The sequence below is a fragment of the Arthrobacter sp. YAF17 genome (genome assembly GCF_052113365.1).
Classification (GTDB): domain Bacteria; phylum Actinomycetota; class Actinomycetes; order Actinomycetales; family Micrococcaceae; genus Arthrobacter.
In genome coordinates this window covers 148303-174367 of sequence record NZ_JBFRDB010000003.1, presented here as the reverse complement: position 1 = coordinate 174367, position 26065 = coordinate 148303, and the positions used below count along the sequence as shown (strand labels likewise).

General features: G+C 66.9%; 26 protein-coding genes and 1 tRNA gene. 14 read left to right on the top strand and 13 right to left on the bottom strand.

The annotated features are described in order from the left end of the window. The first annotated feature begins 23 nt into the window (after nucleotides 1-23). From AB4Y67_RS04805 to yidC, 4 genes are all read left to right on the top strand, one after another. Nucleotides 24-896, top strand: a complete 873-nt coding sequence (locus AB4Y67_RS04805) for an FAD:protein FMN transferase (RefSeq protein WP_441404640.1) — start codon at nucleotides 24-26, stop codon at nucleotides 894-896. Continuing rightward, entirely contained in the window at nucleotides 893-2425 is a 1533-nt protein-coding gene (locus AB4Y67_RS04800) for an FAD-dependent oxidoreductase (protein WP_441404639.1), read from the top strand. The genes AB4Y67_RS04805 and AB4Y67_RS04800 overlap by 4 nt, the downstream gene beginning before the upstream one ends. 78 nt (nucleotides 2426-2503) lie before the next feature. Further along, nucleotides 2504-2576, top strand: a tRNA-Arg gene (locus AB4Y67_RS04795). A gap of 106 nt (nucleotides 2577-2682) precedes the next feature. Then, nucleotides 2683-3480 carry a membrane protein insertase YidC gene (yidC, locus tag AB4Y67_RS04790; protein ID WP_441404638.1) on the top strand — a complete coding sequence of 266 codons (798 nt, stop codon included), beginning with the start codon at nucleotides 2683-2685 and terminating at the stop codon, nucleotides 3478-3480. On the opposite strand, the gene AB4Y67_RS04785 is transcribed toward yidC, so the two are convergent. After that, nucleotides 3436-3651: a hypothetical protein gene (locus tag AB4Y67_RS04785; protein ID WP_441404637.1), complete on the bottom strand. Its 216-nt coding sequence runs from the start codon at nucleotides 3649-3651 to the stop codon at nucleotides 3436-3438. The two genes, yidC and AB4Y67_RS04785, sit on opposite strands and share 45 nt — an antisense overlap. Nucleotides 3652-4162: 511 nt before the next feature. On the opposite strand from AB4Y67_RS04785, the gene AB4Y67_RS04780 reads away from it, so the two are divergent. From AB4Y67_RS04780 to AB4Y67_RS04760, 5 genes are all read left to right on the top strand, one after another. Further along, nucleotides 4163-4348: a hypothetical protein gene (locus AB4Y67_RS04780; protein ID WP_441404636.1), complete on the top strand. Its 186-nt coding sequence runs from the start codon at nucleotides 4163-4165 to the stop codon at nucleotides 4346-4348. Nucleotides 4349-4456: 108 nt separating this feature from the next. Next, nucleotides 4457-4894, top strand: a complete 438-nt coding sequence (locus tag AB4Y67_RS04775) for a hypothetical protein (RefSeq protein ID WP_441404635.1) — start codon at nucleotides 4457-4459, stop codon at nucleotides 4892-4894. A gap of 68 nt (nucleotides 4895-4962) precedes the next feature. Continuing rightward, a complete protein-coding gene (locus AB4Y67_RS04770; RefSeq protein WP_441404634.1) occupies nucleotides 4963-5283 on the top strand; it encodes a hypothetical protein in 321 nt (106 codons plus the stop codon). Nucleotides 5284-5579: 296 nt separating this feature from the next. Continuing rightward, entirely contained in the window at nucleotides 5580-6638 is a 1059-nt protein-coding gene (locus AB4Y67_RS04765) for a M4 family metallopeptidase (RefSeq protein WP_441404633.1), read from the top strand. Nucleotides 6639-6697: 59 nt separating this feature from the next. Then, a complete protein-coding gene (locus AB4Y67_RS04760; RefSeq protein WP_441404632.1) occupies nucleotides 6698-7003 on the top strand; it encodes a protealysin inhibitor emfourin in 306 nt (101 codons plus the stop codon). On the opposite strand, the gene AB4Y67_RS04755 is transcribed toward AB4Y67_RS04760, so the two are convergent. Further along, nucleotides 7000-7968 carry a GlxA family transcriptional regulator gene (locus AB4Y67_RS04755; protein WP_441404631.1) on the bottom strand — a complete coding sequence of 323 codons (969 nt, stop codon included), beginning with the start codon at nucleotides 7966-7968 and terminating at the stop codon, nucleotides 7000-7002. The genes AB4Y67_RS04760 and AB4Y67_RS04755 overlap by 4 nt on opposite strands. Before the next feature lie 92 nt (nucleotides 7969-8060). Here AB4Y67_RS04755 and AB4Y67_RS04750 point away from each other — a divergent pair, with 92 nt between their 5' ends. After that, nucleotides 8061-8228 (top strand): hypothetical protein, encoded by a 168-nt coding sequence (locus AB4Y67_RS04750; RefSeq protein ID WP_441404630.1) that lies wholly within the window; start codon nucleotides 8061-8063, stop codon nucleotides 8226-8228. Nucleotides 8229-8388: 160 nt separating this feature from the next. Further along, nucleotides 8389-12423, top strand: coding sequence for an ATP-dependent RNA helicase HrpA (gene hrpA / locus AB4Y67_RS04745; protein ID WP_441404629.1), 4035 nt, complete (start codon nucleotides 8389-8391; stop codon nucleotides 12421-12423). 7 nt (nucleotides 12424-12430) lie between these two features. Here the strand turns inward: hrpA and AB4Y67_RS04740 are convergent, their stop codons facing one another. The 4 genes from AB4Y67_RS04740 to AB4Y67_RS04725 all read right to left on the bottom strand — a co-directional run bounded on the left by AB4Y67_RS04740 (nucleotide 12431) and on the right by AB4Y67_RS04725 (nucleotide 15721). After that, entirely contained in the window at nucleotides 12431-12859 is a 429-nt protein-coding gene (locus tag AB4Y67_RS04740) for an HIT family protein (protein WP_441404628.1), read from the bottom strand. Further along, nucleotides 12856-14016, bottom strand: a complete 1161-nt coding sequence (locus AB4Y67_RS04735) for an NAD(P)-dependent alcohol dehydrogenase (RefSeq protein WP_441404627.1) — start codon at nucleotides 14014-14016, stop codon at nucleotides 12856-12858. Before AB4Y67_RS04735 ends, AB4Y67_RS04740 begins: the two co-directional genes overlap by 4 nt. A 95-nt stretch (nucleotides 14017-14111) precedes the next feature. Then, nucleotides 14112-15197, bottom strand: a complete 1086-nt coding sequence (locus AB4Y67_RS04730) for a CU044_5270 family protein (protein ID WP_441404626.1) — start codon at nucleotides 15195-15197, stop codon at nucleotides 14112-14114. Then, nucleotides 15194-15721 (bottom strand): RNA polymerase sigma factor, encoded by a 528-nt coding sequence (locus AB4Y67_RS04725; RefSeq protein WP_441404625.1) that lies wholly within the window; start codon nucleotides 15719-15721, stop codon nucleotides 15194-15196. Before AB4Y67_RS04725 ends, AB4Y67_RS04730 begins: the two co-directional genes overlap by 4 nt. A 259-nt stretch (nucleotides 15722-15980) precedes the next feature. Between AB4Y67_RS04725 and AB4Y67_RS04720 the strand changes: the two genes are divergently transcribed. Further along, complete coding sequence (locus tag AB4Y67_RS04720; RefSeq protein WP_441404624.1) at nucleotides 15981-17528, top strand: DUF222 domain-containing protein; 1548 nt, start codon at nucleotides 15981-15983, stop codon at nucleotides 17526-17528. Between the two features lie 85 nt (nucleotides 17529-17613). Here the strand turns inward: AB4Y67_RS04720 and AB4Y67_RS04715 are convergent, their stop codons facing one another. After that, nucleotides 17614-18477, bottom strand: a complete 864-nt coding sequence (locus AB4Y67_RS04715; protein ID WP_441404623.1) for a sulfurtransferase — start codon at nucleotides 18475-18477, stop codon at nucleotides 17614-17616. Between the two features lie 52 nt (nucleotides 18478-18529). On the opposite strand from AB4Y67_RS04715, the gene AB4Y67_RS04710 reads away from it, so the two are divergent. Then, entirely contained in the window at nucleotides 18530-19627 is a 1098-nt protein-coding gene (locus tag AB4Y67_RS04710; RefSeq protein WP_441404622.1) for a PLP-dependent cysteine synthase family protein, read from the top strand. Between the two features lie 12 nt (nucleotides 19628-19639). Here the strand turns inward: AB4Y67_RS04710 and AB4Y67_RS04705 are convergent, their stop codons facing one another. Further along, entirely contained in the window at nucleotides 19640-20296 is a 657-nt protein-coding gene (locus tag AB4Y67_RS04705) for an MBL fold metallo-hydrolase (RefSeq protein WP_441404621.1), read from the bottom strand. Nucleotides 20297-20401: 105 nt separating this feature from the next. On the opposite strand from AB4Y67_RS04705, the gene AB4Y67_RS04700 reads away from it, so the two are divergent. Next, on the top strand, nucleotides 20402-20860 hold the full coding sequence (locus AB4Y67_RS04700) for a Fur family transcriptional regulator (RefSeq protein ID WP_441404709.1): 459 nt from the start codon (nucleotides 20402-20404) through the stop codon (nucleotides 20858-20860). Here AB4Y67_RS04700 and AB4Y67_RS04695 read toward each other — a convergent pair. The 5 genes from AB4Y67_RS04695 to AB4Y67_RS04675 all read right to left on the bottom strand — a co-directional run bounded on the left by AB4Y67_RS04695 (nucleotide 20857) and on the right by AB4Y67_RS04675 (nucleotide 25969). Beyond that, nucleotides 20857-22479 carry an MDR family MFS transporter gene (locus tag AB4Y67_RS04695; protein WP_441404620.1) on the bottom strand — a complete coding sequence of 541 codons (1623 nt, stop codon included), beginning with the start codon at nucleotides 22477-22479 and terminating at the stop codon, nucleotides 20857-20859. The two genes, AB4Y67_RS04700 and AB4Y67_RS04695, sit on opposite strands and share 4 nt — an antisense overlap. Continuing rightward, complete coding sequence (locus tag AB4Y67_RS04690) at nucleotides 22476-23105, bottom strand: TetR/AcrR family transcriptional regulator (RefSeq protein ID WP_441404619.1); 630 nt, start codon at nucleotides 23103-23105, stop codon at nucleotides 22476-22478. Before AB4Y67_RS04690 ends, AB4Y67_RS04695 begins: the two co-directional genes overlap by 4 nt. An 84-nt stretch (nucleotides 23106-23189) precedes the next feature. After that, nucleotides 23190-24077, bottom strand: a complete 888-nt coding sequence (locus AB4Y67_RS04685) for a metal ABC transporter permease (protein ID WP_441404618.1) — start codon at nucleotides 24075-24077, stop codon at nucleotides 23190-23192. Next, nucleotides 24078-24893, bottom strand: a complete 816-nt coding sequence (locus AB4Y67_RS04680; protein ID WP_441404617.1) for a metal ABC transporter ATP-binding protein — start codon at nucleotides 24891-24893, stop codon at nucleotides 24078-24080. 110 nt (nucleotides 24894-25003) lie between these two features. Beyond that, a complete protein-coding gene (locus AB4Y67_RS04675) occupies nucleotides 25004-25969 on the bottom strand; it encodes a metal ABC transporter solute-binding protein, Zn/Mn family (protein WP_441404616.1) in 966 nt (321 codons plus the stop codon). Nucleotides 25970-26065: the final 96 nt, after the last annotated feature.

The following is a 26065-nucleotide window of genomic DNA, read 5'->3' as shown; positions in this document are numbered from 1 at the left end:
GCGATCAGCAAGCAGGAGGGAAATTGCCGCATCCGGGCTGGACGGGCTTCAGCTTCGACGGGATCGGTACCCGTTGGGAGATCTCGACACCGTCCCCGCTCTCCGGCGCGCTCTGCCGCCGGCTGCTGGACACCGTGGCTGACTACGACGCCGTCTGGTCCCGCTTCCGGCCGGACTCGCTGATCTCCGCCGCGGCCCGGCACCCGGGGCGCCATGAGCTGCCCGCCGGGGCGGGCGACCTGGGTGCCCTCTATGAAACCCTGTACCGGCTTACCAGCGGGGCCATGACCCCGCTCATCGGCGGCAGCCTGGAACAACTCGGCTATGACGCCAAATACTCCCTGCGCCAGGGCGGCCCGCCCCTGCCCGCCCCGCCCTGGGACGAGGTGCTGGACTGGCAGGGCAGCGTGCTGACCACCCGCGCCCCGGTGGTGATCGACGTCGGTGCGGCCGGAAAGGGACAACTGGCGGACATGTTGTCCGGTGTCCTGCACGAGGGCGGCGTCGGAGAGCACCTCATCGACGCGAGCGGCGACTTGCTCAACGCCGGGCCGATGCCGGTCGATGTGGGCCTTGAGCATCCTTACGACCGGACCCGGGCCGTTGGCATCGTCAGCCTCGGCGCCGGTGCGCTCTGCGCCTCCGCCGCCAACCGGCGCGTCTGGGGCGACGGGCTGCACCACGTGCTGGACGGCACCACCGGGGTGCCCGTGCGCACCGTCGTCGCCAGCTGGGCGATGGCGGCGAGCGCCATGGTGGCCGACGCGCTGGCAACGGCTCTGTTCTTCGTCGACGGATCCCGGTTGCGGGAAGAGTTCGACTGTTCGTGGCTGACCGTCTACTCAGACGGCCACGCGGAGTATTCGGCCGATTTTGAAGGAGTGCTGTTCTCATGACCACAACCATCTCCACTCCCATCAGTTCGCGGCTGGACACGGCGCTGGGCCGGTTCACCATGTACCGGCTGGTCCTCTGGGTCCTTGCTGTGCTGGCCGGCTACAGCCTGCTGCTGAATGTGCTCGGCTGGCTGACGTTCGGGCTTCCGGAGATGATTGCCCACCTGGTGCTCTGCCTCGGCCTGACGTACGCCTCCAACCGCGCCATTGCGGCCCTGTTCCATGTGCGCCCGCACTCGGAATCGTCACTGATCACCGGCCTGCTGCTCTATTTCCTCTTCTGGCCGACGCAGTTCTCGGCGGGGCTGCAGTACCTGGACCTGGCCGGCGTCGCCCTCGCCTGTGTGATCGCGTCGGCGTCCAAATACGCCCTGGCCTGGCGCGGCCGCCACATTTTCAATCCGGCGGCGGCCGGAGCGTTCATCACCGGGCTGACGGGACTCAATATCGCCACGTGGTGGGCCGCCACCCCCGCAATGCTCTGCCTCGTGCTGCCCGGGGTCCTGCTGGTCCTGTTCCGGGTCCGGAAGCTGCTGATGGCGACCGTCTTCACGGTGGTGGCGGTGTCCATTGTTGCCGTGGAATTGCTGCGCACCGGCATGGCGCTGGGCGAGGCGCTGTGGCAGCCCATAGCCCAGCGCCCGGTGCTGTTTTTCGTCGGCTTCATGCTGACCGAGCCGCTCACCCTGCCGCCGCGCCGGTGGCAGCAGCTGGCGCTGGCCGCCGTCGTCGGACTGCTGTTCGCCGTCCCTTACAACCTGGGCTTCGTGGCAAATTCCCCCGAACTGGCGCTGCTCGTGGGGAACGCGCTCGCCTTCATCGCCGGCCAGCGCGGCCGCGTCCTGCTCCGCTACCGCGGCTCCCGCCCGTTGACGCCGACGACGACGGAATTCAGCTTCCAGCCCGAGCGCCCGCTCCGCTTCACCCCGGGACAGTACATCGAACTGAACCTGCCTCACGGGAAAGCCGACCATAAAGGCCGCCGCCGGGTGTTCAGCCTGACCAGTCCCCCGGGTGCGGCAGAGCTCACGATCGGGGTGGGAACTGCCGCGCCGCTGTCCACGGCCAAGCAGTCGCTCCTGGCTTTGGAAGCCGGCGACGAGCTGACGGCCACCACGGTGGGCGGCGACTTCGTACTGCCACGGACTCCCGGAGCGCCGGTGCTGCTGATCGCCGCCGGCATCGGCATTACGCCGTATCTGGCACAGCTGTCCGGGAACGCCGGGGACCGGGACGTGGTCCTGCTGTACCTGGCCAGGAATGCCGATGAACTCGCCTACGCCGAGGAACTCGAACGCACCGGTGCGCGGGTCATCGCCCGGCTTTCCGACGGATCGGTACCGCCGGCGTTTATGCAGGATGCGGGTGCTGCCCGGATCGACGGCGCCTCGCTGAAAGAACTGGTTCCTGACGTCGCGGCCCGGGAGGTCTATGTGTCCGGCTCTCCGGCGAGCGTCCGTTCCCTCCGCGCCGCCGCCCGCCGGGCCGGGGCCCGCCGGATCCATGTGGACTCCTTCTCCGGGTACTGAGCGCGTCGATTTTCCCTTGAAGCCCCCCTTCCTGCTAAGCTCTAGGACGTCCCGCCGGTCACGGCAGGAACCCTGACTGCCCTCGTAGCTCAGGGGATAGAGCGTCTGCCTCCGGAGCAGAAGGTCGTTGGTTCGATTCCAATCGAGGGCACAAACAAGAACCCCTAGGATCCACTGGATTCTGGGGGTTCTTTCGTGTTGGCTGGCACTGTGTAAGTGCACAGGCCGCGCCGCGGCCCTACGAACGGGGACATCGGATGGACTTCGGTGCAGCGCTGCTGTTTCCGTTCCAATGGCTGGTCTCGGCGATCTTGGTTGGACTCCACGACGGCCTGAGCATTGTCGGCATGCCGGCGGCCAGCGGCTGGACCTGGACCCTGTCCATCATCGGCCTGGTGCTGGCTATCCGCACCGCCCTGATTCCCGTCGCCCTGAAGCAGATCAGGGCACAACGTCGCATGCGTCAGCTGCAGCCGGACCTGAAGGAGCTGCAGGAAAAGTACAACGGCAGGACCGACGCGCTCTCCCGGCAGGCCATGGCGCAGGAACAGATGGCCCTGTACAAGAAGCACGGCACCAACCCGTTCTCGGCCTGCCTTCCCCTGCTGATCCAGGTGCCATTCTTCTTTGCTCTCTTCACCGTGCTGTCCGGCATCCCGACGGCGGCTGCCAAAGGCCAGGGCATCGGGGCGATGAGCGCGGAGCAGGTGGTGCAGTTCGGGGAGTCGAGCATCTTCGGCGCCCCGCTGGCGGCGTCCATGCTCCACGGCACCCCGCCGGGCGGCAACGTGGTGGCCGTGTGGATCCTCTCGATCGTAATGATCCTCACCATGACGGCGGCGCAGTTCATCACGCAGAAACACGTCATGGCCCGGAACATGTCCGCGGAGACCGTGGCAGGCCCCGTCATGCGGCAGCAAAAGGCGTTGCTCTATGCCTTGCCGCTCGTCTTCGGCGCGGGCGGTATCATCTTCCCGATCGGCGTCCTGATCTACTGGACCACGACGAATCTATGGACCATGGTGCAGCAATTCGTCCTCGATCCCCGGTCCTGAGGCCGGGCAGGAGAGGCCGGCCGGCTCAGGTCCGGGATTCCACGATGGCCTTGAGCTCCGCCAGCGCCAGCGGCCACGCGTCGTCGAACATGGCGACGAATTCCTCTTCGCTGTCGAGCTCCACGTCCACCGTTGTGGCGCCCCCTGACTCGCTGAAGGCGTATTTTTCATGGGCGCCCATAAACGCCTTCGCTGCCTCGCTGGTGGTGTCGTCCTCGCCGTTGACGACCTGCCCGATGTAGCGCAGGGAGATCAGTTCGTTCGGCCTGTTCTCCTCGACCGTAGCGATCATCCCCGCCACCGAGCCGTCGCCGTCGGGCCCGAGGAACCGGATTTCGCTGCCCTGGTCCCAGTTCCCCTCGTAGGAGGACTCACTGTTGAACACACTGGTCCGCTCCCGGTACGTGGCATCGTCCAGCATGGTGGTCCACACGGCCTGCACGGGGGCGTTGACGGTCACCGAATACCGTAACTTTTCCATGGATGATTTTACGTCCGGGCGGGAACCGGCGAATAGTACGCAGTGCAGGACGAAGGAATCTCAATGATGCTAACAATGGATGTTGGCGGAGCCGTTCGGGTGTCCCCACCATGGCGGTCCGGAGCCCTGCGCCGGGCCGCACGGGTCCCGGCCGGCCGCGCCAGCGGACGCCCGTTCTGCTCCTTGGCCTAGGCTGGGCGCATGAATATCACCAGAAGGGCAACGCTCATTTGGTCGCTGGGGGCAGTTATTTTCTCTCTCATCGGCGTCTACACCGCACTGACTTCCGACGGCGTTTGGTACCTGATCGGGTCCGCCGTCGTTCTCCTTCTTGCCGGTGTTGTCTTCGCATCCAAGGCCATTCTGGCCACACGCCCTGCGTCGTAGAGGAACAGGGTCGGGGTTTCCGGTGTCTGCGAAGGAGCACCCAGGACCCAACAGCCGGCCGCGAAGCCCGCTGAATTGGCGTAGCGGATGAGGCGGGAAGGGACTGACGTGCGCGATCTGCAAGACAATGAGGCTGAACTTGACGAGGGTGTCAGCAAGTTTCCTGTCGCGAAGTCCGTGCGGGGCAAGATCGCCGTAATCGTGGGGGTTCTTCTGGTCTCTTCTGTGCTCGGTATTGGCTTGAGCAGCAGGGTGGATGATCGTGGAGAGCGGGATGCCGAAGTGCTGTCCCTCATGTCGGGCTACTCCGTGGATGATGTGAGCATTTACGACGGGTCATGGCACGGGAACGACGGGAGTCTCCCCGGTCGCTATACCCTGAACGTCACCAAAGACGGCTCAGTGCATGTATGCCGCCAAATTATCGTTGAGTCCCTCCGCGCCAATGAGCCGGTCCAATGCGATGGTGGCACGGTCATCCACCCAAGGGTGGTTCCAGCGTCAGGGACCAAAGAAAACCCCGATGGCGACGCAATCACGCCCTAACCGCGTGAACAAGCCCCGTGAGAAGCTTGCTTCGGAAAAATAGAACTTCTGGGGGAAATGGGTTGGACATGCGAGTAAATGAGGGTGTGCTGCTGCTGTCAAAGCTGTCTGTTTACCTGGATGAGCTTGGAAAAGATACGTCCGCAGCATGGTTCCGTCAACGGGCCGATGAATTTCAGAAAGGGATGAATCGAAAGCGACTGCTGGAAGCCTGCCGCAGCATCATCCACTCAACTGACAATGGACCGGGTCGAATTCCTGACCTCTATTTCGCTCATCCTGACGGGTCCCCGGACGTTGTCCGTACCGAGGACTACCTTGACACCATCCGGGCTGTGCGACGATTTGCACGCCGTGGCGTTCCGCCCTGGTCGTTGTTTATGGTGTGACGGGGATTGCCGTCCGAGGACGCCCCTCCACCGGCGATAGGGCCGGGGTGGGATCAGTGAGTGGTCCCGGCCCGGCTGACGCCGGCCGCCGCGGACCTGGTCGTGGACCGTCCCTTAGTTGGCCGCGCTATACGTTTGAGCGCTCTGGCCGGAAAGCGGGCGCGGCCCCTGCCAATTGTCGGTGGTCACTCGTAGGCTGTCTGCATCGGCAGCGGGGTTCCGGCGGCCGGGTGGCTGGACTGGGTGCCGGCTGCCGCACGATCACGGGATCCCGCCGAAGCACAAAGGGGTCTCACATGAACTGCTCCATCATCCCTCCGTACCTGCTCCGCCGCCTGGCAGCCCAGCGCGATCCGGAGTTCTCGGCAACCGCGCGTGCGGCGAAGGAAGCCCTGCAGCACCTCCCCAGCGTCCAGGCATCGCGGGCTGTTCCAGGGCCCGGCAGCCACCCCGGCATGCGGGAACCCCAGCCGTCCCCGCCGGAACGGACGATCTACGACGCCAAGTCCGCCGAGCAGCTTCCCGGCAGCGTGGTCCGGAAGGAAGGGGAACCTCCCACCGGTGATCCTGCCGCCGACGAGGCCTACGACGGGCTGGGGTACACCCACCGCCTCTATGCCGAGGCCTTCGGCCGGAATTCGATCGACGGCAACGGCCTGCACCTCGAGGCCACAGTGCACTACGGGCGCCTGTATGACAACGCGTTCTGGGACGGCCGGCAAATGGTCTTCGGCGACGGCGACGGCCAGGTGTTCCAGCGGTTCACGAAGTCCTTGAGCGTGATCGGCCACGAGCTCGCCCACGGCGTCACCCAGTACTCGGCAGGGCTGGTCTACCGCAACCAGGCCGGCGCGCTGAACGAATCGATGTCGGACGTGTTTGGGGCGCTCGTTGAGCAGCACGTCCGGCGGCAGTCGACGGCGGAGGCCAGCTGGCTGATCGGCGAGGGCCTGTTCACGGACCAGGTCCAGGGGAAGGCGCTGCGTTCCATGAAGGCCCCGGGATCTGCGTACGACGACGACGTGCTCGGCAAGGATCCGCAGCCGGACTCGATGGACGGCTATGTCCACACGAGCGCTGACAACGGCGGCGTCCACATCAATTCCGGCATCCCCAACCGGGCTTTTTGCCTGGTGGCCACCAGCCTCGGCGGCAACGCATGGGACGCGCCGGGCCGGATCTGGTACGACACGCTGACCGGCGGCTCGCTGGCCCCGAACGCAACGTTCGGCGCGTTCGCCAAGGCCACTGCAGCGTCCGCCAAGGAGCTTTTTGGGGCGGATTCCCCAGAGCATGACGCCGTGCGCTCCGCGTGGGAAACTGTGAAGGTAAAGTTCCCGGGAGCCCGGCGGTAACCAGGCTCATGACGATCCGAGCCCCATGAAGATCCGCGACTCATGAAGATCACCGTCTCATGAAGATCACTGTCCAGCGCAGCGGCGGCATTGCCGGCATGAAGCGGACGTGGACCGTGCAGCCCACGCCACCGGAGGATACAGACCTCTGGCAGCCGCTGATTGAGGCCTGCCCGTGGGACGCCGTCGCCGCGTCGGGCCGGGGTGCGGCCGATGGCCAGCCGGACCGGTTCCTGTACAGCATCCGGGCCGGACAGCGCCGTGCCACCCTGCCCGAGCAGGCCGTCACCGGACCATGGCGGGACCTCGTGGAGACGACCAAGGCGGCGGCTGAGCCGCCGCCGTCGGACGGTCTGGCTCCCTAGACAGCGGCGGCCAGATGTCCGCGGAAGGTGCGGCGGTAGGACTGCGGGCTTGTGTCCAGCACCTTGGCGAAGTGGTGCCGCAGCAGCACGGAGTGGCCAAAGCCGGATTCGCGGGCGATTTCGTCGATATTGAGGTCCGTGGTCTCGAGCAGTTCCTGGGCCCGCAGCACACGCTGTGAATTAAGCCAGGCGGCCGGAGTCGCTCCCGTTTCAGAACGGAAGCGCCTGGCGAACGTCCGCGGCGACATGTGGACCCGCGCGGCGAGTTCGTTGACCGAATGGTCCTCCTCCAGATGCCGCACCATCCACTGCAGGAGTTCCTCCATGGGCTCGGAACCGCAGCGCGGGATCGGCCGGTCGATGAACTGGGCCTGGCCGCCGTCGCGGTGCGGCGGAACCACCATGTCACGGGCAATGGCCGCCGCCACATTCGCGCCGAATTCCACCCGGACCAGATGCAGGCAGGCGTCGATGCCGGCGGCTGTGCCGGCGCTGGTGATGATCCGGCTGTCCTCGACGTACAGGACGTTCTCGTCCACGAGGGCAGCGGGGTACCGGCTGGCGAGCTCCTGGGAGTAGTGCCAGTGCGTGGTGCAGCGGCGGCCGTCCAGCAGGCCGGCCCGGGCGAGCGCGAACGCCCCGGAACAGATGGACATGACCCACGCGCCGCGCGCATGGGCTGCGCGCAGGGCATCCAGGACGGATTCGGGGACGTCCCGGTCGTGGCCGAAGGGGGTCATGATGACCAGGTCCGCGTCCGCGGCTGCCTCCAGCCCGAGCCCCACATGCATGGACGGCCCGGACTTCATCGGAACATCGCCCGGCACGGGCGTGCAGACGCGGAAATCAAACGCGGGGACGCTGCTCCCGCGCGCCGAGCGGTCGATGCCGAACACTTCGAACGCGGTCGCGAACTCGAAGATCGAGAAGTTGGGGACCACGATCATTGCCACTGATTTGATCATGCCTCCATTCTGCCAGAACAGTGGCAGAAATTATAGCTTTTTGGGCATTTCTGCCACTTCTGTTGTCTGTGCCACCGGAGAACCATGGAGGTATGGAATTCATCGGAATCGCAGTCATCGTCCTCATCGTCATCGGCGTCGCCGCCACGATCGCCGCTCTTCGGAAGGACGGGCTGGGCCACAACCCGCCGGTCCGCTCGGAAGACTACTGGTCCGCCCTCGACCTTCCCAGCAGCAACTACACCTTCCGGATCTTCTAATCCGGTCCAGAACCCGGATCGCACCGCCCCCAATCGAAGTAAAGCCACAACCGGCCCGGCCCCGAGAGGGACCGGGCACCTTTCTGTCCTGGAACCTGTCCCGGAACCCGCAACGGAGCCGCAACCCGCGGGGACACTTCCCAGTAGACTGTGTGCAGCCATGACATTGCATATCTCCTACCCCGCCGAGCTGCCGGTCTCCGAGCGCCGCGAGGACCTGATGGCCGCCATCGCGGCCAATCAGGTGACCATCATCGCCGGCGAGACCGGTTCCGGTAAGACGACCCAGATTCCCAAGATGTGCCTGGAGCTTGGCCTCGGCGAGAACGGGCTGATCGGCCACACGCAGCCTCGCCGTCTGGCTGCCCGCACGGTCGCCGAGCGCATCGCGGAGGAACTCGGCGTCGAGATCGGCCAGGAAGTGGGCTTCCAGGTCCGGTTTACCGGGGAGGTCAGCCGCAACACCAAGGTCAAGCTCATGACCGACGGCATCCTGCTGGCCGAAATCCAGCGCGACAAGCTGCTGCGCAAGTACAACGCCATCATCATTGACGAGGCGCATGAGCGCAGCCTCAACATCGACTTCATCCTCGGGTACCTCAAGCGGATCCTGCCGCAGCGGCCCGACCTGAAGATCATCATCACCTCGGCCACCATCGATCCGCAGCGCTTCGCCAAGCACTTCGGCAGCGAAGAAGAGCCCTCGCCGATCATCGAGGTCTCCGGCCGCACCTATCCCGTCGAGATCCGCTACCGGCCGCTGTCCCAGCCGGCCGGCGGCGCCGGCGGTACCGGCGAGGATGCAGTTGCCGCCTCCGACGACGAACTCGAAGAGGACCGCGACCCGCTGGACGCAGTGTGCGACGCCGTCGACGAACTCGCGCTGGAGGCTCCCGGCGACATCCTGATCTTCTTCTCCGGCGAGCGCGAAATCCGCGACGCCGCCGAGGCCCTCAACGGCAGGATCCAGTCCAACCGGAAACTGGCCGGCACCGAGGTGCTCCCCCTTTTCGCCCGGCTGAGCCTGCAGGAACAGCACAAGGTCTTCCACCCGGGCAGCAAACGCCGGATCGTGCTCGCCACCAACGTCGCCGAGACATCCCTGACGGTTCCCGGCATCAAGTACGTCATCGACACCGGCACCGCGCGCATCTCCCGCTACTCGCACCGCACCAAGGTCCAGCGCCTGCCGATCGAGCGCGTCTCGCAGGCGTCGGCCAACCAGCGTTCCGGCCGCTGCGGCCGTGTCTCCGACGGCATCGCGATCCGGCTCTACGCGGAAGGGGACTTCGAGTCCCGGCCGCTGTTCACTGATCCGGAGATACTGCGCACCAACCTTGCCGCGGTCATCCTGCAGATGACCGCCATGGGCGTGGCGCGCGGGCCGAAGGACGTGGAGAACTTCCCGTTTGTGGAGCCCCCGGACTCCCGCGCCATCAACGACGGCGTCACCCTGCTCCGCGAACTCGGCGCCCTCAGCGCGGCGCGCCCGCAGGACGAGACGGGCGACGGCGACAGCCGCTCCGGCCGACGCCCGGCTGCCGGCCGGAACGGAGGCAGAAACGGCGGCGGGCTGACCGCCGTCGGGCAGCAGCTTGCCCAGCTGCCCGTCGACCCGAGGCTCGGCCGGATGATCGTCGAGTCCGGCAAGCGCGGCTGCGTCCGCGAGGTCATGATCCTGGCGGCGGCGCTGACCATCCAGGACCCGCGCGAACGCCCGACCGACAAGCAGCAGCTCGCCGCGGAGAAACACGCACGCTTCCGGGACGAGAACTCGGACTTCACCGGCTTCCTGAACCTCTGGAACTACCTCCAGGAGAAGCAGCAGGAGCTCTCCTCCACGGCGTTCCGCCGGCTCTGCCGCGCCGAGTTCATCAACTACCTGCGCGTCCGCGAGTGGCAGGACCTGTTCGCGCAGCTGCGCCAGCTGGCCCGCCCGCTCGGGATCAGCCTGGACAACAAGCGCCCGGCCGATCCGGTGGGCAACCATGAAGGCATCCACATCAGCCTGCTCTCCGGCCTGCTCAGCCACGTGGGCATCCTCGACGAGCGCAAGCGCGAGTACGCCGGCGCCCGCGGCAGCCGCTTCGCGATCTTCCCGGGATCGGCCCTGTTCAAGAAGTCCCCCACCTTCGTGATGGCCGCCGAACTCGTGGAGACGAGCCGGCTGTGGGCACGGGTGGCCGCGAAGTTCGATCCGCTCTGGGTGGAGCAGGTGGCCCCGGACCTGGTCAAGCGCAGCTACAGCGAACCGCACTGGTCGAAGAAGATGGGCTCAGTGATGGCCCATGAGAAGGTCACGCTGTACGGGGTGCCCATCATTCCGAGCCGCCGGATCAACTACGGCAAGGTGGACTCGGAACTCTGCCGGGAGCTGTTCATCCGGCACGCCCTGGTCGAGGGCGACTGGCAGACCCACCACAAGTTCTTCCACCGCAACCGGGCCCTGCTCCACGAGGTCGAGGAGCTGGAGGCACGGATGCGGCGCCGGGACATCCTGGTGGACGACGAGACGCTCTTCGAGTTCTATGACGCCCGGGTCGGCAGGGACGTCGTGTCAGAGCGGCACTTCGACAAGTGGTGGAAAGACGCCCGGCAGCAGGACCCCGCACTGCTCGATTTCGACCAGGCGTTGCTGATCAGCGAAGACGCCGATGCCCTCGATGACTCTGCCTACCCGAAATCCCTGCTGCACAAGGGCTTCGAGCTGCCGCTGAGCTACGAGTTCCACCCCGTGGCCCCCGGCTCGCCGCCCAACCCGTCCGACGGCGTCACCGCCGAGGTGCCCGTGCTGTTCCTGAACCAGCTCGACGACGCCGCCTTCCGCTGGCTGATTCCGGGCCAGCGGGTGGAACTGGTCACTGCCCTGATCAAGTCGCTGCCCAAGCAGGTCCGCAAGAACTTTGTGCCGGCGCCGGACGTAGCCCGGCAGGCCGTCGCGGCCCTCGAAGCCGACTTCGATCCGGCCGCCGACGAGCTGGAGGCCTCCCTCGAGCTCGTCCTGCGCCGGATCCGCGGCCAGGTCATCCCGCCGAATTCCTGGAACTGGGACGCTGTTCCGCCGCACCTGCGGGTCAGCTTCCGCGTCGTGGACTCCCAAGGGAAGGTCCTCGACGAGGGCAAGGACCTCACTGCGCTGCAGGACCGGCTGGCGCCGGCCACGCGCCGGGCCATCGCCGAATCGCTGGGCGCCACGCCCGCGACGACGGCGCCCGCCTCAAACGGCAGGTCGAAAGCCCAGGCCAACGGCAAGGCCGCGGTTCAGGCGCCCGGCACGGCAGCAGGAACCGCAGCCTCCGCGGCGTCGGCCGCCTCGACCGGTTTCGCCGAACAGGCGGGGTTGACCTCGTGGACCTTCGGGACACTGCAGCGCCAGGTCCAGGGCACGGTGAAGGGACATACTGTCACCGGCTACCCTGCGCTGGTGGATGAGGTATCCTCCGTGGCCCTGCGGCTCTTCCAGACCAGCTCGGAACAGGAACCGGCCATGCGCGGCGGAGTCATCCGCCTGCTCGCCCTCAGGGTGCCGCCGCCGGACCGCTACGTCTTGGAGCACCTGAACAATACCGAGAAGCTGACGTTCAGCCAGAACCCGCACGGCTCTGTCACGGCATTGATTGCGGACTGCGCCCTCGCCGCAATCGACAAGCTCACCCCCGCAGAGCTGCCGTGGGACGAGGCGTCCTTCAGCGCGCTGTACGAGAAGGTCCGCGCGGAACTAATCGACACGGTCTTCACCGTCACCGCCGTCGTGGAGCGCATCCTGGCCAGCACCCGCCGGATCGAGAAGGCGCTCAAGGGAACCACCAGCCTGGCCCTGATCAGCGCCCTCAACGACATCAAGAGCCAGCTGGAGCAACTGGTGTTCCCCGGTTTTGTGGCACGCACCGGCTACAGCCAGCTCAGCCAGCTGCCGCGCTACCTCGCAGCGATCGAGAAGCGCCTCGAGAAACTCCCGACCAACGTCCAGCGGGACGCCCAGCACATGGCCGCGGTCCAGGCCATCGAGGACGACTACGACGACGCTGTGTCGGCCCTGCTCCCGGGCCGGCGGGCCGGCGCTGAGTTAACCCAGGTCCGCTGGATGATCGAGGAGCTCCGGGTGAGCCTCTTCGCCGTCGAGCTCGGCACCGCCTATTCGGTGTCCGAGAAGCGGATCCGCGCGGTGCTGAACAAGGCGCTGGCGCCGGCGTAGCGGTCTTCTAGGCGTCCGGGACGTGGGCGGCGTGCCCGGCTTTCCGGAGCCCTTGGCGCAGCTTCTCCGCGTTGGCGTCCAGCCGCGCCGGGTCCGGGTTCTGGTTCGCCGAGCCGAAGTCGAAGTCCGCCATCGTGTTGGACGGCCACACGTGGACGTGCAGGTGGTTGATTTCGTAGCCGGCCACAATGAGTCCGGCCCGCGCCGCCCCGAACACGTCGATCTGCACGGCGCCGATCTTCTGGGCCACGTACATCACGCGTGCCAGCACCTCAGGGGAAGCATCCGTCCAGCGGTCCACTTCCTCGGTGGGCACCACCAGGGTGTGGCCGTCGGCGAGCGGGCCCACCGTCAGGAACGCCACGACGTCGTCCTCGCGCCAGACGAAGCGGCCGGGGATCTCGCCGTCGATGATCCGGGTGAAGAGAGTGCTCATACGTCTGCCCTTTCCGAGGGTGTTCCGAGGGTACTGGTGTCCAGGACAAAACGGTACTTCACATCTCCGGCCACCATGCGGTCGTAGGCCTCGTTGAGCTGCCCGGCCTTGACCACCTCGACGTCGGAGGTGACGCCGTGCTCGGCGCAGAAGTCCAGCATCTCCTGGGTCTCGGCAATGCCGCCGATCAGGGACCCGGCGTAGGCGATCCGGCGCCGGATCAGCGCGCCCGGGTTTACCGGCGGCATGTCCTCCGAGGGGAGCCCGAGCTGGAACAGGGCACCGTCGACGCGCAGGGTCCGGAAGTACGGGTTGAGGTCGTGCGGTGCCGCGACAGTGTCGATGATGACGTCGATGCTGCGGTTGGCGGCGTCCATCTGGGCCGCGTCGCCGGACAGGATGACCTCGTCCGCGCCGAGCTCCCGGGCCGCGGCTACCTTGGACTCTGACGTGGTGAAGACCTTCACCTCGGCGCCCATGGCCTTGGCCAGCTTCACGGCCATGTGCCCCAGCCCGCCCAGGCCGACAACGCCGACGACGTCCCCCTCCTCGACGTCGAAATGGCGCAAGGGAGAGTACGTGGTGATGCCGGCGCACAGCAACGGTGCGGCCGCGGCGGGGTCGAGGCCGTCCGGGACGTGCAGGACATAGCGGCGGTCCACGACGATCGAGGTGGCGTAGCCGCCCTGGGTGATGGCGTCGCCGTTGCGGCGGTCCTTCGAGCCATAGGTCCCGGTCATGCCGTTTTCGCAGTACTGCTCCAGGCCGTCGAGGCAGCTGTCACATTCCCGGCAGGAATCCACCAGGCAGCCGACGCCCGCCCGCTCGCCGGGGGTGAAATCGTCGACGGCGGAACCGACCCGGCTGACGCGGCCGACGATCTCGTGGCCCGGGACCAGCGGGTAGTTCTGGTTGCCCCATTCGCCGCGCGTGGCGTGGACGTCCGAGTGGCAGAGCCCGCAGAATTCGATCTCGATCTCGACGTCGTCCTCTTTCGGCTCGCGGCGCGCAACTGTCAGGGGAACCAGGCCGCTGTCGCCGGCTGTCGCGCCGTAGGCGGCGGCACGGCGGGGTCCGCCGGCGGTATCCGGCGTGTCCACGGTGAGCTCAGGAAGCGGTTTGGCAAGGGGCGGCGGTACGGGGCGTCCGGGAGTCATGCCCCGACGCTACCCCCGGGAGTTGTTTCCGGGCCAATTGGGGCCACCTTGTGCACCGTGGCCGCGCGGGGCCCGAAGCTCGGCTCGGACAACTTCTACCGTGCCGTGTTGCTGACGGACGTTTCGATGGCAGTCCAGGTCGTTGCTGTTCCCGCCGGAATGCCCTCCTGGGCCTGGGTAAGCACAGATCGCTCTCCGATCAGCAGCCCGGTCCCGGGGTCGATGATGAGCTCCTGACGTGTTCTGGCCGGGCCCTCCTCGAGGCGACCAATGGCCACACCGGTGCGGCCATCCAGGTTGGCCTGGCCTTCGGTGACTGTCACCCCGGGGATCATGGCCGCGGCCTTGTAGAGCGCGGCCCGCAGGTCGGCAGGGACGACGCCGGTCCTCAGGAGGTCCGCGATGAACACGAGCGCTTCCCCGTCGACGGACTGGCCCTTCCCCACGGTTTGTTTGTAAATGCTGTTCAGCAGCCGGTAGGGGTCGCGGGGCAGCTTGGACAGATCCGTGGCGTCCCACCAGCCCGAGCTTCCGTAGAAGGCTCCGTTGCGCGCACGCAACACCTCCGGGTAGGGCCGTATGTTCTGCTTGAGAACGTAGTCCTTGGACGTGGCGTCGAAGAAGGTCGTGGGTACGCGTCCCGATCGGTGCCACACCCATTCAGCGGAGCGGTCAGCGGGAATGTACATGTCCGATTTTTCCGTATCCAGCCACCGGTACTGGGATCCGTCTTGCTCCGTGGAGTATGAAGCCCAGACATTGGTGCTTTTGATCCTCAGATACTGGCCCGGGTTCACCACCGGGTCAGTCGTTTTGATGGTCGTCTCCGCAGCGTTGTTGAGCACTTCCGCAGCCTGGGCGGTGGCTCCGCCGCGCCAGCCGGCAAGGCCGATGACATCTCCCGCTATCAGTGCTGCGACCACAGCAGCGGCGGCGGCCGACGTCAGCCACATGCGTGTGCGGCGCGGACGCCGGGCGGAAAGTTCTGTGGGCGCAAGGTGTGGGGCCAGTTTGTTTGAAACGGTCGCACGGCCGTTGTCCTGAGCCGCCTCTGCGAGGGACTGCATGGCCGCCAGGGATCGATCGCGGCTCCGGGTCAGTTCGTCGTCGGTGATTTCTGCCGCCGGATCAACGGCTGCCAGCCGGCGACGAATCTGGTCAGTGGTTGTATTCGTGTTCATAGGTCTGCACCCTCTGCCTGTGGCTGTGCGCGAATAAGGTGGCTCAATGCCTTGCGTGCCCGGTGAAGGCGCATCCTGACCGCCGTTGCACTCGTGTTGAGCAGGTCGGAAATCTCCTTGGAAGTGAAGCCGTCCCAGTAGGTCAGGAGCAGGACCTCACGTTCGTCCGGACTGAGTCGCTCCAATGCTTCCCGGACGGGCGAATCATGGTTGGGGGCTTCGTCGCCCCGCGCGGACCGGAGAGCGCCGATGAGATTCGCGGACCGGACGGCGGAACGCTCGTGGTTTCGAAGGACATTCTTGGCCACGCCAAACAGGACCATGACGGACAGGTCGCCGTCAGTGGCCAGCTTTTCCCACGCGATCCTGAAAACCTCAGAACAGAGATCCTCCGCGGTGCTGGCGCCGTCCGTTCGTCGTCGAAAATAGCGGTAAATGCGGTCATGGCTGGCCGCGTGCGCGGCCAGGAAACGCTTCTCGCGTTCCAAATTCCCGGGAACCGTCCGGACTGCTTGCAAGCTCATACCCCATTAATGTCCGGCAACATCGAAAGTGTAACGACAGTGCTGAACAAACGCGCGATTGACCCCAACGGCGGAAACGGCACCACGGGCATTATTGTCACAGGTGCCTGATTGACTGGGTTCCATGGACGGCAAGGGTGAGCTGGATTCAGCTTCGGCGGGAGTTGCGTCTTGGCCCGGCGGATTCCCGGACCATTCCGAAGCGGTGGAACGGCTCCGCCGGGCCATAAATGTCATAGCCCGAAGGGCCACTTGAACCATGGACGGCAAGCAAGAGCCCGACGTGGTTTCGGCGACAGTGACGGTCGCGGACCTGGCGCGGATCCTGGCAGGGATCCCGTCCCCGGCCAGCGCCGCGGCACTGGTCACCGAAACACGCGAATTGGAGAACTTGAAGTGCGCCCTGGCCGCCCGTCAGGCCAGGCTTGCCGTCGCCTTCGATCTGCTCCAGAGTCGTGAACAGTCCGACGCCGGGATGCCCGCCGAGCAGCTCGGCGCCGGCGTTGCTGCCCAGGTCGCACTGGCCCGGCGGGAATCCCCGGCCAAGGGCAGCAGGCTCCTGGGGTTGGCCAAGGCGCTTGTTACGGAGATGCCTCACACCCTGGCCGCGCTGGATAAAGGAAAGCTCAACGAATGGCGCGCGACGCTTCTCGTGCGCGAGACTGCCTGCCTGTCCGCCGCCGACCGTGCTGCAGTGGACGAGGAGCTGGCCGCCGACGCCGGGACCTTCGACGGCGCCGGGGACCGGGCCATCATCGCCGCCGCCCGGGCGGCAGCCTACCGGCGGGACCCACGCACGGTCACCCAGCGCGCCAGCCACGCCGCCACCGAACGGCACGTCAGCCTCCGCCCGGCCCCTGACACCATGTGCTACCTCACCGCCCTGCTCCCCGTCGCCGCCGGCGTCGCGATGCACGCCGCCCTCACAAGGCGCGCCGACTCCCTGCGTTCCGCCGGAGACCCCCGGACCCGAGGCCAGCTCATGGCGGACTCCCTTGTCGAGCGCACCACCGGCACCCCCGGCGGGATCACCGGGATCGAGATCCAGCTCGTCATGACCGACCGCACCCTGTTCCAGGGCGACAGCGAACCCGCCCGCCTCCCGGGCTACGGGATCGTCCCCGCCGGCTGGGCACGGGAACTGCTAACTCGTGGAGGAAAAGCGCGCGGCGCAAGCCAGGAAACAGAGCTCGGAACCGGAGCAGGCGGCGGCGTGGCAGGAACAGACGCCGGCCGAGCACGAGCAGAGGGAACGGACAAGGCCACGGACACCGCCGACGACGACTGTGACCTTAGCGTCTGGCTGCGGCGGCTCTACACAGCCCCCTGCACGGGGGAGCTCACCGCAATGGACTCCCGCGCGCGGCTCTTCCCGCCGGGGCTGCGCCGTTTTGTCCATGCCCGGGACGAGACCTGCAGGACGCCGTACTGCGACGCCCCGATCCGGCACCTGGACCACATCATTCCCTGGCACCGAGTCGGACCAACAACCAGCGCCAACGGCGCCGGGCTCTGCGAAGCCTGCAACCACACCAAAGAAACCCCCGGCTGGCGCGCCCACCCCAGACCGGGGCCTAGACACACCTTGGAACTCACCACCCCCACGGGCCACACCTATTTCTCCACCGCTCCGCCACTGCCGGGGACGGTCGTCACCCGGCGGCCACCACCGCGGTCCGGGAAGGACCGAGAAACCGCGGAACCGCCAAGACCGCTCCAGAGCAGACAGCTCAGGCACCGGGCAAAAGTCAGGCGCCGGGCGAAAGTAACGGTGGGCGCCAGCCAGGCAGTGCAGGCTGCGGCCTAGCTCGGACTCGTTTCCGGGCCGCCCCAGCCGGGCAGGGCTGCCGCTCGGTTAGCCGCCTGGCCGTTGCGGCCTGGGCCGGGCTGCCCTATGGCGCGACGCCGTCGGGGGAAGCACCGGTGACGACGTCGTTTGAAGGGTTATTCGACCACTCGGAGAACGACCCCGGATAGAGTGCCGCAGGGAATCCGGCGATTTCCAGGGCCGCAACTTCGTGGGCCGCCGTGACGCCTGAGCCGCAGTAGACGGCTGTGGGGACATCGGCCCGGACGCCGAGATCGGTGAACCGCTCCCGCAACGCCGCCGGGGACAGGAACCTGCCGTCGGCACCCAGGTTTGCGGTGGTGGGGGCGCTTACGGCTCCCGGGATATGGCCCGCCCTCGGGTCAACGGGCTCGAACTCGCCGCGGTACCGCTCCCCCGCCCGGGCGTCCAGCAGCAGTCCCTGCCGGCCCCACGAGGCCGCCTGCCCGGCGTCGATCACGGGCAGTGCGCCGTCCATCAACTCGACGTCGCCCGTCTCCGCCTGCCGTTCGCCGCTTTCGACGGCGTAGCCCGCCCCACGCCAGGCGGCCAGGCCGCCGTCGAGCAGGTAAACGTCGGCGAGACCGGCGTTCCGCAGCATCCACCAGAGCCTCGCGGCGGCCATGTTCCCGCTGTCGTCATAGGCCACCACGACGTCGCCGCTGCGGATGCCCCAGGAGCGCGCAGACGCCTGGAACTGCTCCAGGGTTGGGAGCGGGTGGCGGCCGCGGCTGGGGTCCGCGGGTCCGGCAAGTTCGGCGGCGAGGTCCACAAAAAGTGCACCGGGGAGGTGTTCCGCCAGATAGTGTTCCCGGCCGTGCGGGTCGCCGAGTGTCCAGCGCACATCGAGCAACACTGTTCGCTGCCCGGCGGTGCCGGCGCCGTCCAGCCGGTCCTTCAAGGTGGCCACGTCCATAAGGGTCTGCATCCGCCAACTCTATCCATCCGGGACCTGCCCCCGCGGGTAGGCTGGTGCGGTGATGAGAGTGCAGCAGCAGGACAGGGCATGGGCCGACGAAGCGATCCGCAGAATCAACGCCGAGAACAACCGGTCCGCAGACACTCACTTGTATTCCGTCCCGCTTCCCGAGCACTGGGGTGTCCAGCTGTACCTCAAGGACGAGTCAACTCACCGCACCGGCAGCCTGAAGCACCGCCTGGCCCGCTCGCTGTTCCTCTTCGGGCTGGTCAACGGCTGGATCTCGGAAGGCACCACCATTGTGGAGGCCTCCAGCGGCAGCACGGCCGTGTCGGAAGCCTACTTTGCCCGGCTGCTGGGGCTGCCGTTCATCGCTGTGATGGCCCGGACCACCAGCCGGGAGAAGATCGCCCTGATCGAGCAGTTTGGCGGCTCGTGCCTGCTAGTGGACCACGCCTCGGAGGTCTATGAGGCTGCCGGGGACCTCGCCCGGCGCACCAACGGCCACTACATGGACCAGTTCACCTACGCCGAACGGGCCACGGACTGGCGCGGCAACAACAACATCGCCGAGTCCATCTTCGGCCAGCTTGCCCTGGAGGAGCACCCGATCCCCCGCTGGATCGTCGTGGGTGCAGGCACCGGCGGCACCAGCGCCACCATCGGCCGCTACCTCCGGTACCAGCGCCACAGCACTGAACTCGCAGTCGTGGATCCGGAAAACTCCGCGTTCTACCCCGGGTGGCTGGAAAACCGAAGGGGCGCCGGCGGAACGCACGCGGCGCCGGCAGGCCAGCCGTCACGGATCGAAGGGATCGGCCGGGCGCGGCTGGAGCCCAGCTTCGTCCCGGCCGTCATCGACCACATGATCCAGGTCCCGGACGCGGCTTCTGTGGCGGCCATGCGTCATCTGAACCACCACGCCGGCCTGCATGCCGGGCCCTCCACCGGCACGAACCTGTGGGGCGTCTGGCAGCTCATCGCCGAGATGATCGCCGAGGGCCGCCGCGGCAGTGTCGTGTCATTAATGTGCGACGGCGGCGACCGCTACGCCGGCAACTACTACGACCCGGAGTGGCTGCAGGCCCAGGGACTGGATCCCGAGCCGCATGAAGCGACCATCCGCGACTTCTTCGCCAGCGGGGCCTGGCCTGCCTAGGCCCATGCACCCCTAGACCTCGACGGTATCCCCGCTGGAGAGGTGCCGGTATTCCGTGCCGTACTTGGCGCCGAACCGCGTCACATGCCCTTCCACCAGTCCGCGCCCGTTGTCATTGAGCAGCGCGTCGTGGATCGGGAAGGCCCTCGGGGCCCGGACACCGATCAGGAAGTCGACCACCTCACCCAGTTTGTTCCAGGGTGCGTGGATCGGCACCAGCAGTGTCCGCACGTCCACGCCGTCGGGCACAATGAAGGAATCGCCCGGGTGGTAGACGTTCGAGTCCACGAAATAGCCGATATTGGCCACCACCGGAATCTGGGGATGGATCACCGCGTGCTGGCCTCCAAACGTCCGGATGGAGAACCCAGCCGTCTCGAAGTCCTCGCCGGTGGCGACCGTATGGATCCGCTGCCCGGCGTCGGGCGCCTTCTCCCGCAGTTGCGCCGCGACGCCTGCCGGAGCGTAAATCTGTAGCGCATCGCCGGCCAACAGGGCGGCAGTGACGGCGTCGACGTCGATATGGTCCGGATGCTCGTGCGTGATCAGCACGGCATCGGCGCCGGCGAGGGCCAGGTCCGCCTCCGAGAAGTTCCCCGGATCGAACACCAGCACCTTGCCGTCCTTCTCCAGCCGGACACAGGCATGCGTGAATTTGGTCAGCATCATCCGGCCAGCCTAGGGTTCCGGCAAAGCGGTGTCCACGGGCCCGGCTGGTAATCTTGGACCTTGCCACCATCCCGTATCGAGACCACCAGCGAAGCGAGTTCCACGATGTCCCAGGGCGCCACCGCCAACGGCAGCCGGGCAGCGGCGCCGGCTCCCGCCGCGGCCAAAGAGCAGCGCGTCACGAAGCAGCGGCTCGCGGTCAGCGCCGTCCTGGACGAGCTGACGGACTTCGTCAGCACCCAGGAACTGCACCGCATCCTGCAGGAGCGCGGCACGTCGGTGTCCCTCGCCACGTCATACCGGATCCTGCAGTCCCTCGCTGACGAGGGCCAGGTGGACGTGCTCCGGAACGCCGACGGCGAGGCCGTGTACCGGCGCTGCGCCGTCACCGGCCATCACCACCACCTGCTGTGCCGCAGTTGCGGCAAGGCCGTCGAAGTCGAGGCGCCGGCGGTAGAGGCCTGGGCCGCGCGGACCGCCACCGAGCACGGCTTCACCGCGGTGGAACACACCGTCGAAATTTTTGGGCTGTGCCCGGAGTGCACGGCCCGGACTACCGCCTAAGCCCTGGCTCCGCGGGCAGGAGCGAGGGCGTCGTCGGCGTCGTCGGCAGTGATCAGGATGTTGCCCTCCGAAATGGATTCGGACAGCACGTCGTGCTCAATGGCGGTGGCCAGCGGCTTCTGCTTGACGAAGCACATCAGCACGGCGGCGGCCAGAGCCAGCGGCACCATCCAGATGAAGATCGGCGTCAGCGCGTCGTTGTAAGAGGAGATGATGGCCTCCTTGATCGGCGCCGGCAGGTGGCTGACCACCGCGGGAGTCAGTGAGTTCGATCCTCCCGGGGCACCTCCCCCGGTGGCTGCGGCCGGCAACCGCTCGGCGAGCAATTCGGCCAGCCGGCTCGCAAAGAGGCTTCCCACCACTGCGGAGCCAAGGGTGGCCCCGATCTGCCGGAAGAAGTTGTTCGACGCCGTTGCAGTGCCGACTTCACGCAGCGGGAAGGAGTTCTGCACAATCAGCACCATGATCTGCATGCTCAGGCCCAGCCCCAGGCCCATCACAGCGAGGTAGGCGCAGATTTCCCAGAGCGGCGCTCCCGGCTTCAGGGTGGAGAGCAGCACGAGGGCGACTGCGACCAGTACGCCGCCGGCAATCGGCATCCACTTGTAGCGGCCGGTGCGGCTGACCAGCTGGCCCGAGACGACCGAGGCAACCAGCAGGGCGCCCATCATCGGGATCATCAGCAGCCCGGATTCGGTGGCGTTGACGCTGAAGGCCATCTGCAGATAGGTGGGCAGGTAACCGATGGCGCCAAACATGGCCACACCGATCAGCAGCCCGGCAATGGTCGAGAGGTTGAAGTTGAGGTCTTTGAACAGGTGCAGCGGAATTATGGGCTCGGCCGTGCGCCGCTCCACCAGAACGAAGGCAACAGCGCTGAGGATGGTGCCGGCGATCAGGGCCAGGATGATCGGATCGGTCCACTCGTACTTGCCGCCGCCCCAGGTCGCGAACAGCACAAGGCAGGTCGTGGCGATCGCGAGCAGCACCATGCCGCCGAGGTCCAGGCGCGGCTTGCCGCTGTGCTTGGGCAGCTTGAGGAAGAAGACGGCCCCGGCCAGCGCCAGCAGGCCCAGGGGGATGTTGATCCAGAACACCCAGCGCCAGCCGGGTCCTTCAGTGAACCAGCCGCCCAGCAGCGGCCCGGCGACGGAGGCGATGGCAAAGACGCCGCCCATCATTCCCATGTACTTTCCGCGTTCGCGGGGCGGTACGACGTCGGCAATGACGGCCTGCGACAGGATCATCAGGCCACCGCCGCCGAGGCCCTGGACGACGCGGGCGGTGATGAGCACTCCCATGTCGTTGGCGAGGCCGCCGATGACGGACCCGATCATGAACAGGACAATGGCGGCGATCAGCAGGGCTTTGCGTCCCATGAGGTCGCCGAGTTTGCCGTAGATGGGCATGGTGATGGTGGAGGCGAGGATGAAGGCGGTGATGACCCAGAGCATGTCGCTGACGCCGTGGAGTTCACCCACGATGGTGGGCAGCGCGGTACTGAGCACCGTCTGGTTCAGTGCCGCGAGCAGCATCGAGAGCATCAGGCCGACAAACAGCAGCACCATGTGCTGTTTTTCCCCGGCAGGTCCCGTGGCGGGGACAGCGTGCGTGGTCATGAGAGTTTCCTTAGGAGTTCGTGGAGCAGTGCCAACGACGGCTGGAGGGTTTCCGCGGAGAGACCCTCGACGGGGTCGAAATCGGCGGAGGTGAGTTTGAAGCGGATGGGGACGCCGGCGATCATGACCAGCATGCGCGCGGACTCCTCGGGGCCGAAGCCTTCGGCGCCGGCCGCCCAGCCGGGGTCCTCCGCCAGCAGGCCGGCGAGGCCCTGGCAGACAAGTGTCTCGGCTTTGACCATGTAGTCCATGTGGCGGCGGCCCAGGTGCGGATCCCGGGCGATCAGCTGGCGGCGGCGTGCGCGGTCGGCGCCACCGAGCGCGGTCGAGGCAACGGTCATCAGGAGGCCCGCAACCTGCCCCACCAGATCGTCCGCGGTGACGGAGATCCCCGTGAGCAGCGACGCTTCGAGGACAGGCTCGCGCAGGCCCAGGATGGCGTCTTCCTTGGCCTGAAAATAGTTGAAAAACGTCCGCGGGGAGACGCCGGCATTCGCGGCGACGGCCTCCACCGTGGTCTGCTCGACGCCGTTCTGCAGCGCAAGCGACGCGGCCGCCTCATGGAGGGCCATCCAGGTTTCAGCCTTCTTGCGCTCACGCAGGGGCATCGAAACAGCATCAGTCATGGGATAAATAATTGCACGACTGCAACGATTGCACAAATGCATACTTGCAGTGATGCATACTTGCAGCCGCCAGGCTGCGACGGCTCAGGCGGCCGGCGCCGTCCTGCGGACAATCCGGCCGTTGATTCCGCGCTTGGCCCGGGCGCCGCCGATGATACGGCAGACGACGTAGATGAGGAACGACAGCGTGGTCACGTAGGGGCTGATGGGGATCCGGCCGCCGAGGGCCAGCAGGATGCCGCCCACCGTTGCCGTCACGGCGAACACGACGCTCAGGACCACCACCAGCCGCGGCGACGAGGTCACCCGCATGGCGGCAGCCGCGGGAGTGATGAGCAGCGCGAGCACCAGGAGGGCGCCGACGATCTGGATGGAGAGCGCCACGCTGACGCCAAGCAGCAGCATAAAACCGAGGGCCAGCGCCCGCACGGGCACTCCGCGGGCAGCGGCGACGTCGGGGTCGACACTGGCAAACGTCAGCGGCCGCCAGATGGCGACCAGGGCCAGCATCACGACGACGGCGGCACCCGCCAGCACCTGCAGCTGGACCGTTCCGACCGAGACGATCTGCCCGGTGAGCAGGCCAAACTTGTTGGCCGCACGGCCTTCATAGAGCGAAAGGAAGAGGATGCCCAGGCCGAGGCCGAACGGCATGAGCACGCCGATGGTCGAATTCTTGTCCCTGGCGCGGACCCCCATCAGGCCCAGCAGCAGGGCGGCGGCCACGGAGCCCGCCAGGGAACCCAGCACGACGTCGACGCCGATCAACAGGGCGAACGCCGCGCCGGCAAAGGAGAGCTCGGAGATTCCGTGCACGGCGAAGGCCAGATCCCGCTTCATCACGAAGGTTCCCACGAGGCCGCCCAGCAGGCCCAGGACCGCCCCGGCCCAGATGGAGTTCTGGACGAGAATGAGCAGTTCGCCGTAGTTTTCGAAGTTGAAGATTGAATTGAGCAGGCTGTCCAGGTCCACCTAGCCCACCTCCCCCGCCACGGCATGCGCGTCTTCGTGATGGTGGGTCGTGGCGTCGGGGACACCGACCACCACCATGCGGCCGTTCGCGTTGATCACTTCGACATGGCTGCCGTAGAGATCGGACAGGACCTCGGTGGTCATGACTTCCTCCGGCGTCCCCACACGGAACCGTCCGCCGGCCAGGTACAGCACGCGGTCGACGTAGTCCACGATCGGGTTGATCTCATGCGTCACAAACACCACGGCGCTGTCTTGCTCGTGGCACTGTTCATTTATCAGGGCGCTGACAGCCTGCTGATGTTGAAGGTCGAGGGACAGCAGGGGCTCGTCGCACAGCAGGACCTTCGGATCGGCGGCCAGGGCCTGCGCCACCCGCAGCCGCTGTTGCTCGCCGCCGGAGAGCTGGCCCACCGGCACTTTCGCATAGTCCTGCGCGCCCACGAGTTCGAGCAGCCGGTCGATCTTCCGGTTGGCCCGGGCGGCACCAAGGCGGATCCCCCACCGGTGGCCATCGACGCCAAGGCCCACAAGGTCACGGGCCCGCAGCGGAGTGTCGGGGTCGAAGGACTTCTGCTGCGGGACGTAGCCGATCCGCCGGCTCCCCCGCTCCACGGGGTGGCCGTCCAGCACCGCGGTCCCGGACGTGAGCTCCTGCAGCCCGAGCAGCACTTTGAGGAATGTCGTCTTACCGCTGCCGTTGGGGCCGAGGACGGCGAAGAATTCACCCGGGTTGATGTCCAGATCCAGGTTCTCCCAGAGAGTCCGTTCACCGAACGCGAGGGAGGCACCGCGGAGACTCACTACAGGGGTCAACTTCGCTTTCCTCGATTTCTGCGCAAGCCTGGATGGTTGCACTGTCTGCACGCGCGGTCTACTCACGCCGTTCCGATAATCTTAGGCCCCGCCCGGCCCCGGGGCTGTCCTCAGGACAGCGTGCGGACAATGCCGTCCACGTTGTCCGACATCCACGGAAGGTACCCCTTGCCGTCCGGGAGGGTCTCGCTGAAGTCGAGCACCGGGATCCCGGCCGACACTGCGGCGTCCTTCAGGGCGAGGGTCTGCGGGCCCTCGGTCTGGAGGTTGTAGGCCAGCAGCTTGATGCCGCCGGAGCCCACCAGGTCGACGGCGGTCTTCAGCACGGCGGGCGGGACATCGGCGTCGGATTCGATGGCCGACAGGTACTCGGCGGGGGTCTTGTTTTCCAGCCCGGCAGCCTCCAGCAGGTACAGCGGCACCGGTTCGGTGACGGCGGCCGCCCCCGGGCCCGCGGAGGCCTTCACCGCGGCGAGCTTGGCTTCCAGCACGCCGAGCGAGTCCTTGAATGCCGCGGCGTTGCTGCGGAACGTCTCCGCGGAGGACGGCTCCAGCTCACCGAGCTTGGCAGCGACGGCATCCGCCAGCCGTGCCATGGCCGGCAGGCTGTACCAGACGTGCTCGTTGAAGCCCGCATGGTCATGGCCGTGCCCGTGCCCGTCGGCGTCGTGCGAGGCGCCGGCTTCCTCTTCCGGGACCAGCCCGGAGAGCTCCACAGCGTTCAGGATGCGGCCGTGGTCCAGCCCCGTGTCGTCGGCGAGCTTGTGGATGAAGCCGTCATAGCCCCCGCCGTTCTCCACGAGGAGCTCGGCTTTGGACACTGCCAGCTTGTCCTGGGTGGTCGCCTCGTAGGAGTGCGGGTCCTGGCTGGTGCGCGTGATGATGGACTCGACGCGCACCTTGTCGCCGCCGATGGTGCTGACAATGTCGCCGTAAACACTGGTGGAGGCAACGACGTCGACGATTCCGTCGTCGGCGCTTCCCTGCGGGTTCCCCGGGGTCTGGCCGCAGGCCGTCAGGAGCACGCTCAGGCCGGCAAAGGCGGCAACGATGGCACGGGCAGCAGGACGACGCACAGGAAACCTCGGATCTGTTATTGAGAATCAGGAGCAATAGCAACAGATTTGAGTGTAGCCCTAAATAGGAATGATTCCTATTTAGGGCTACCTCCG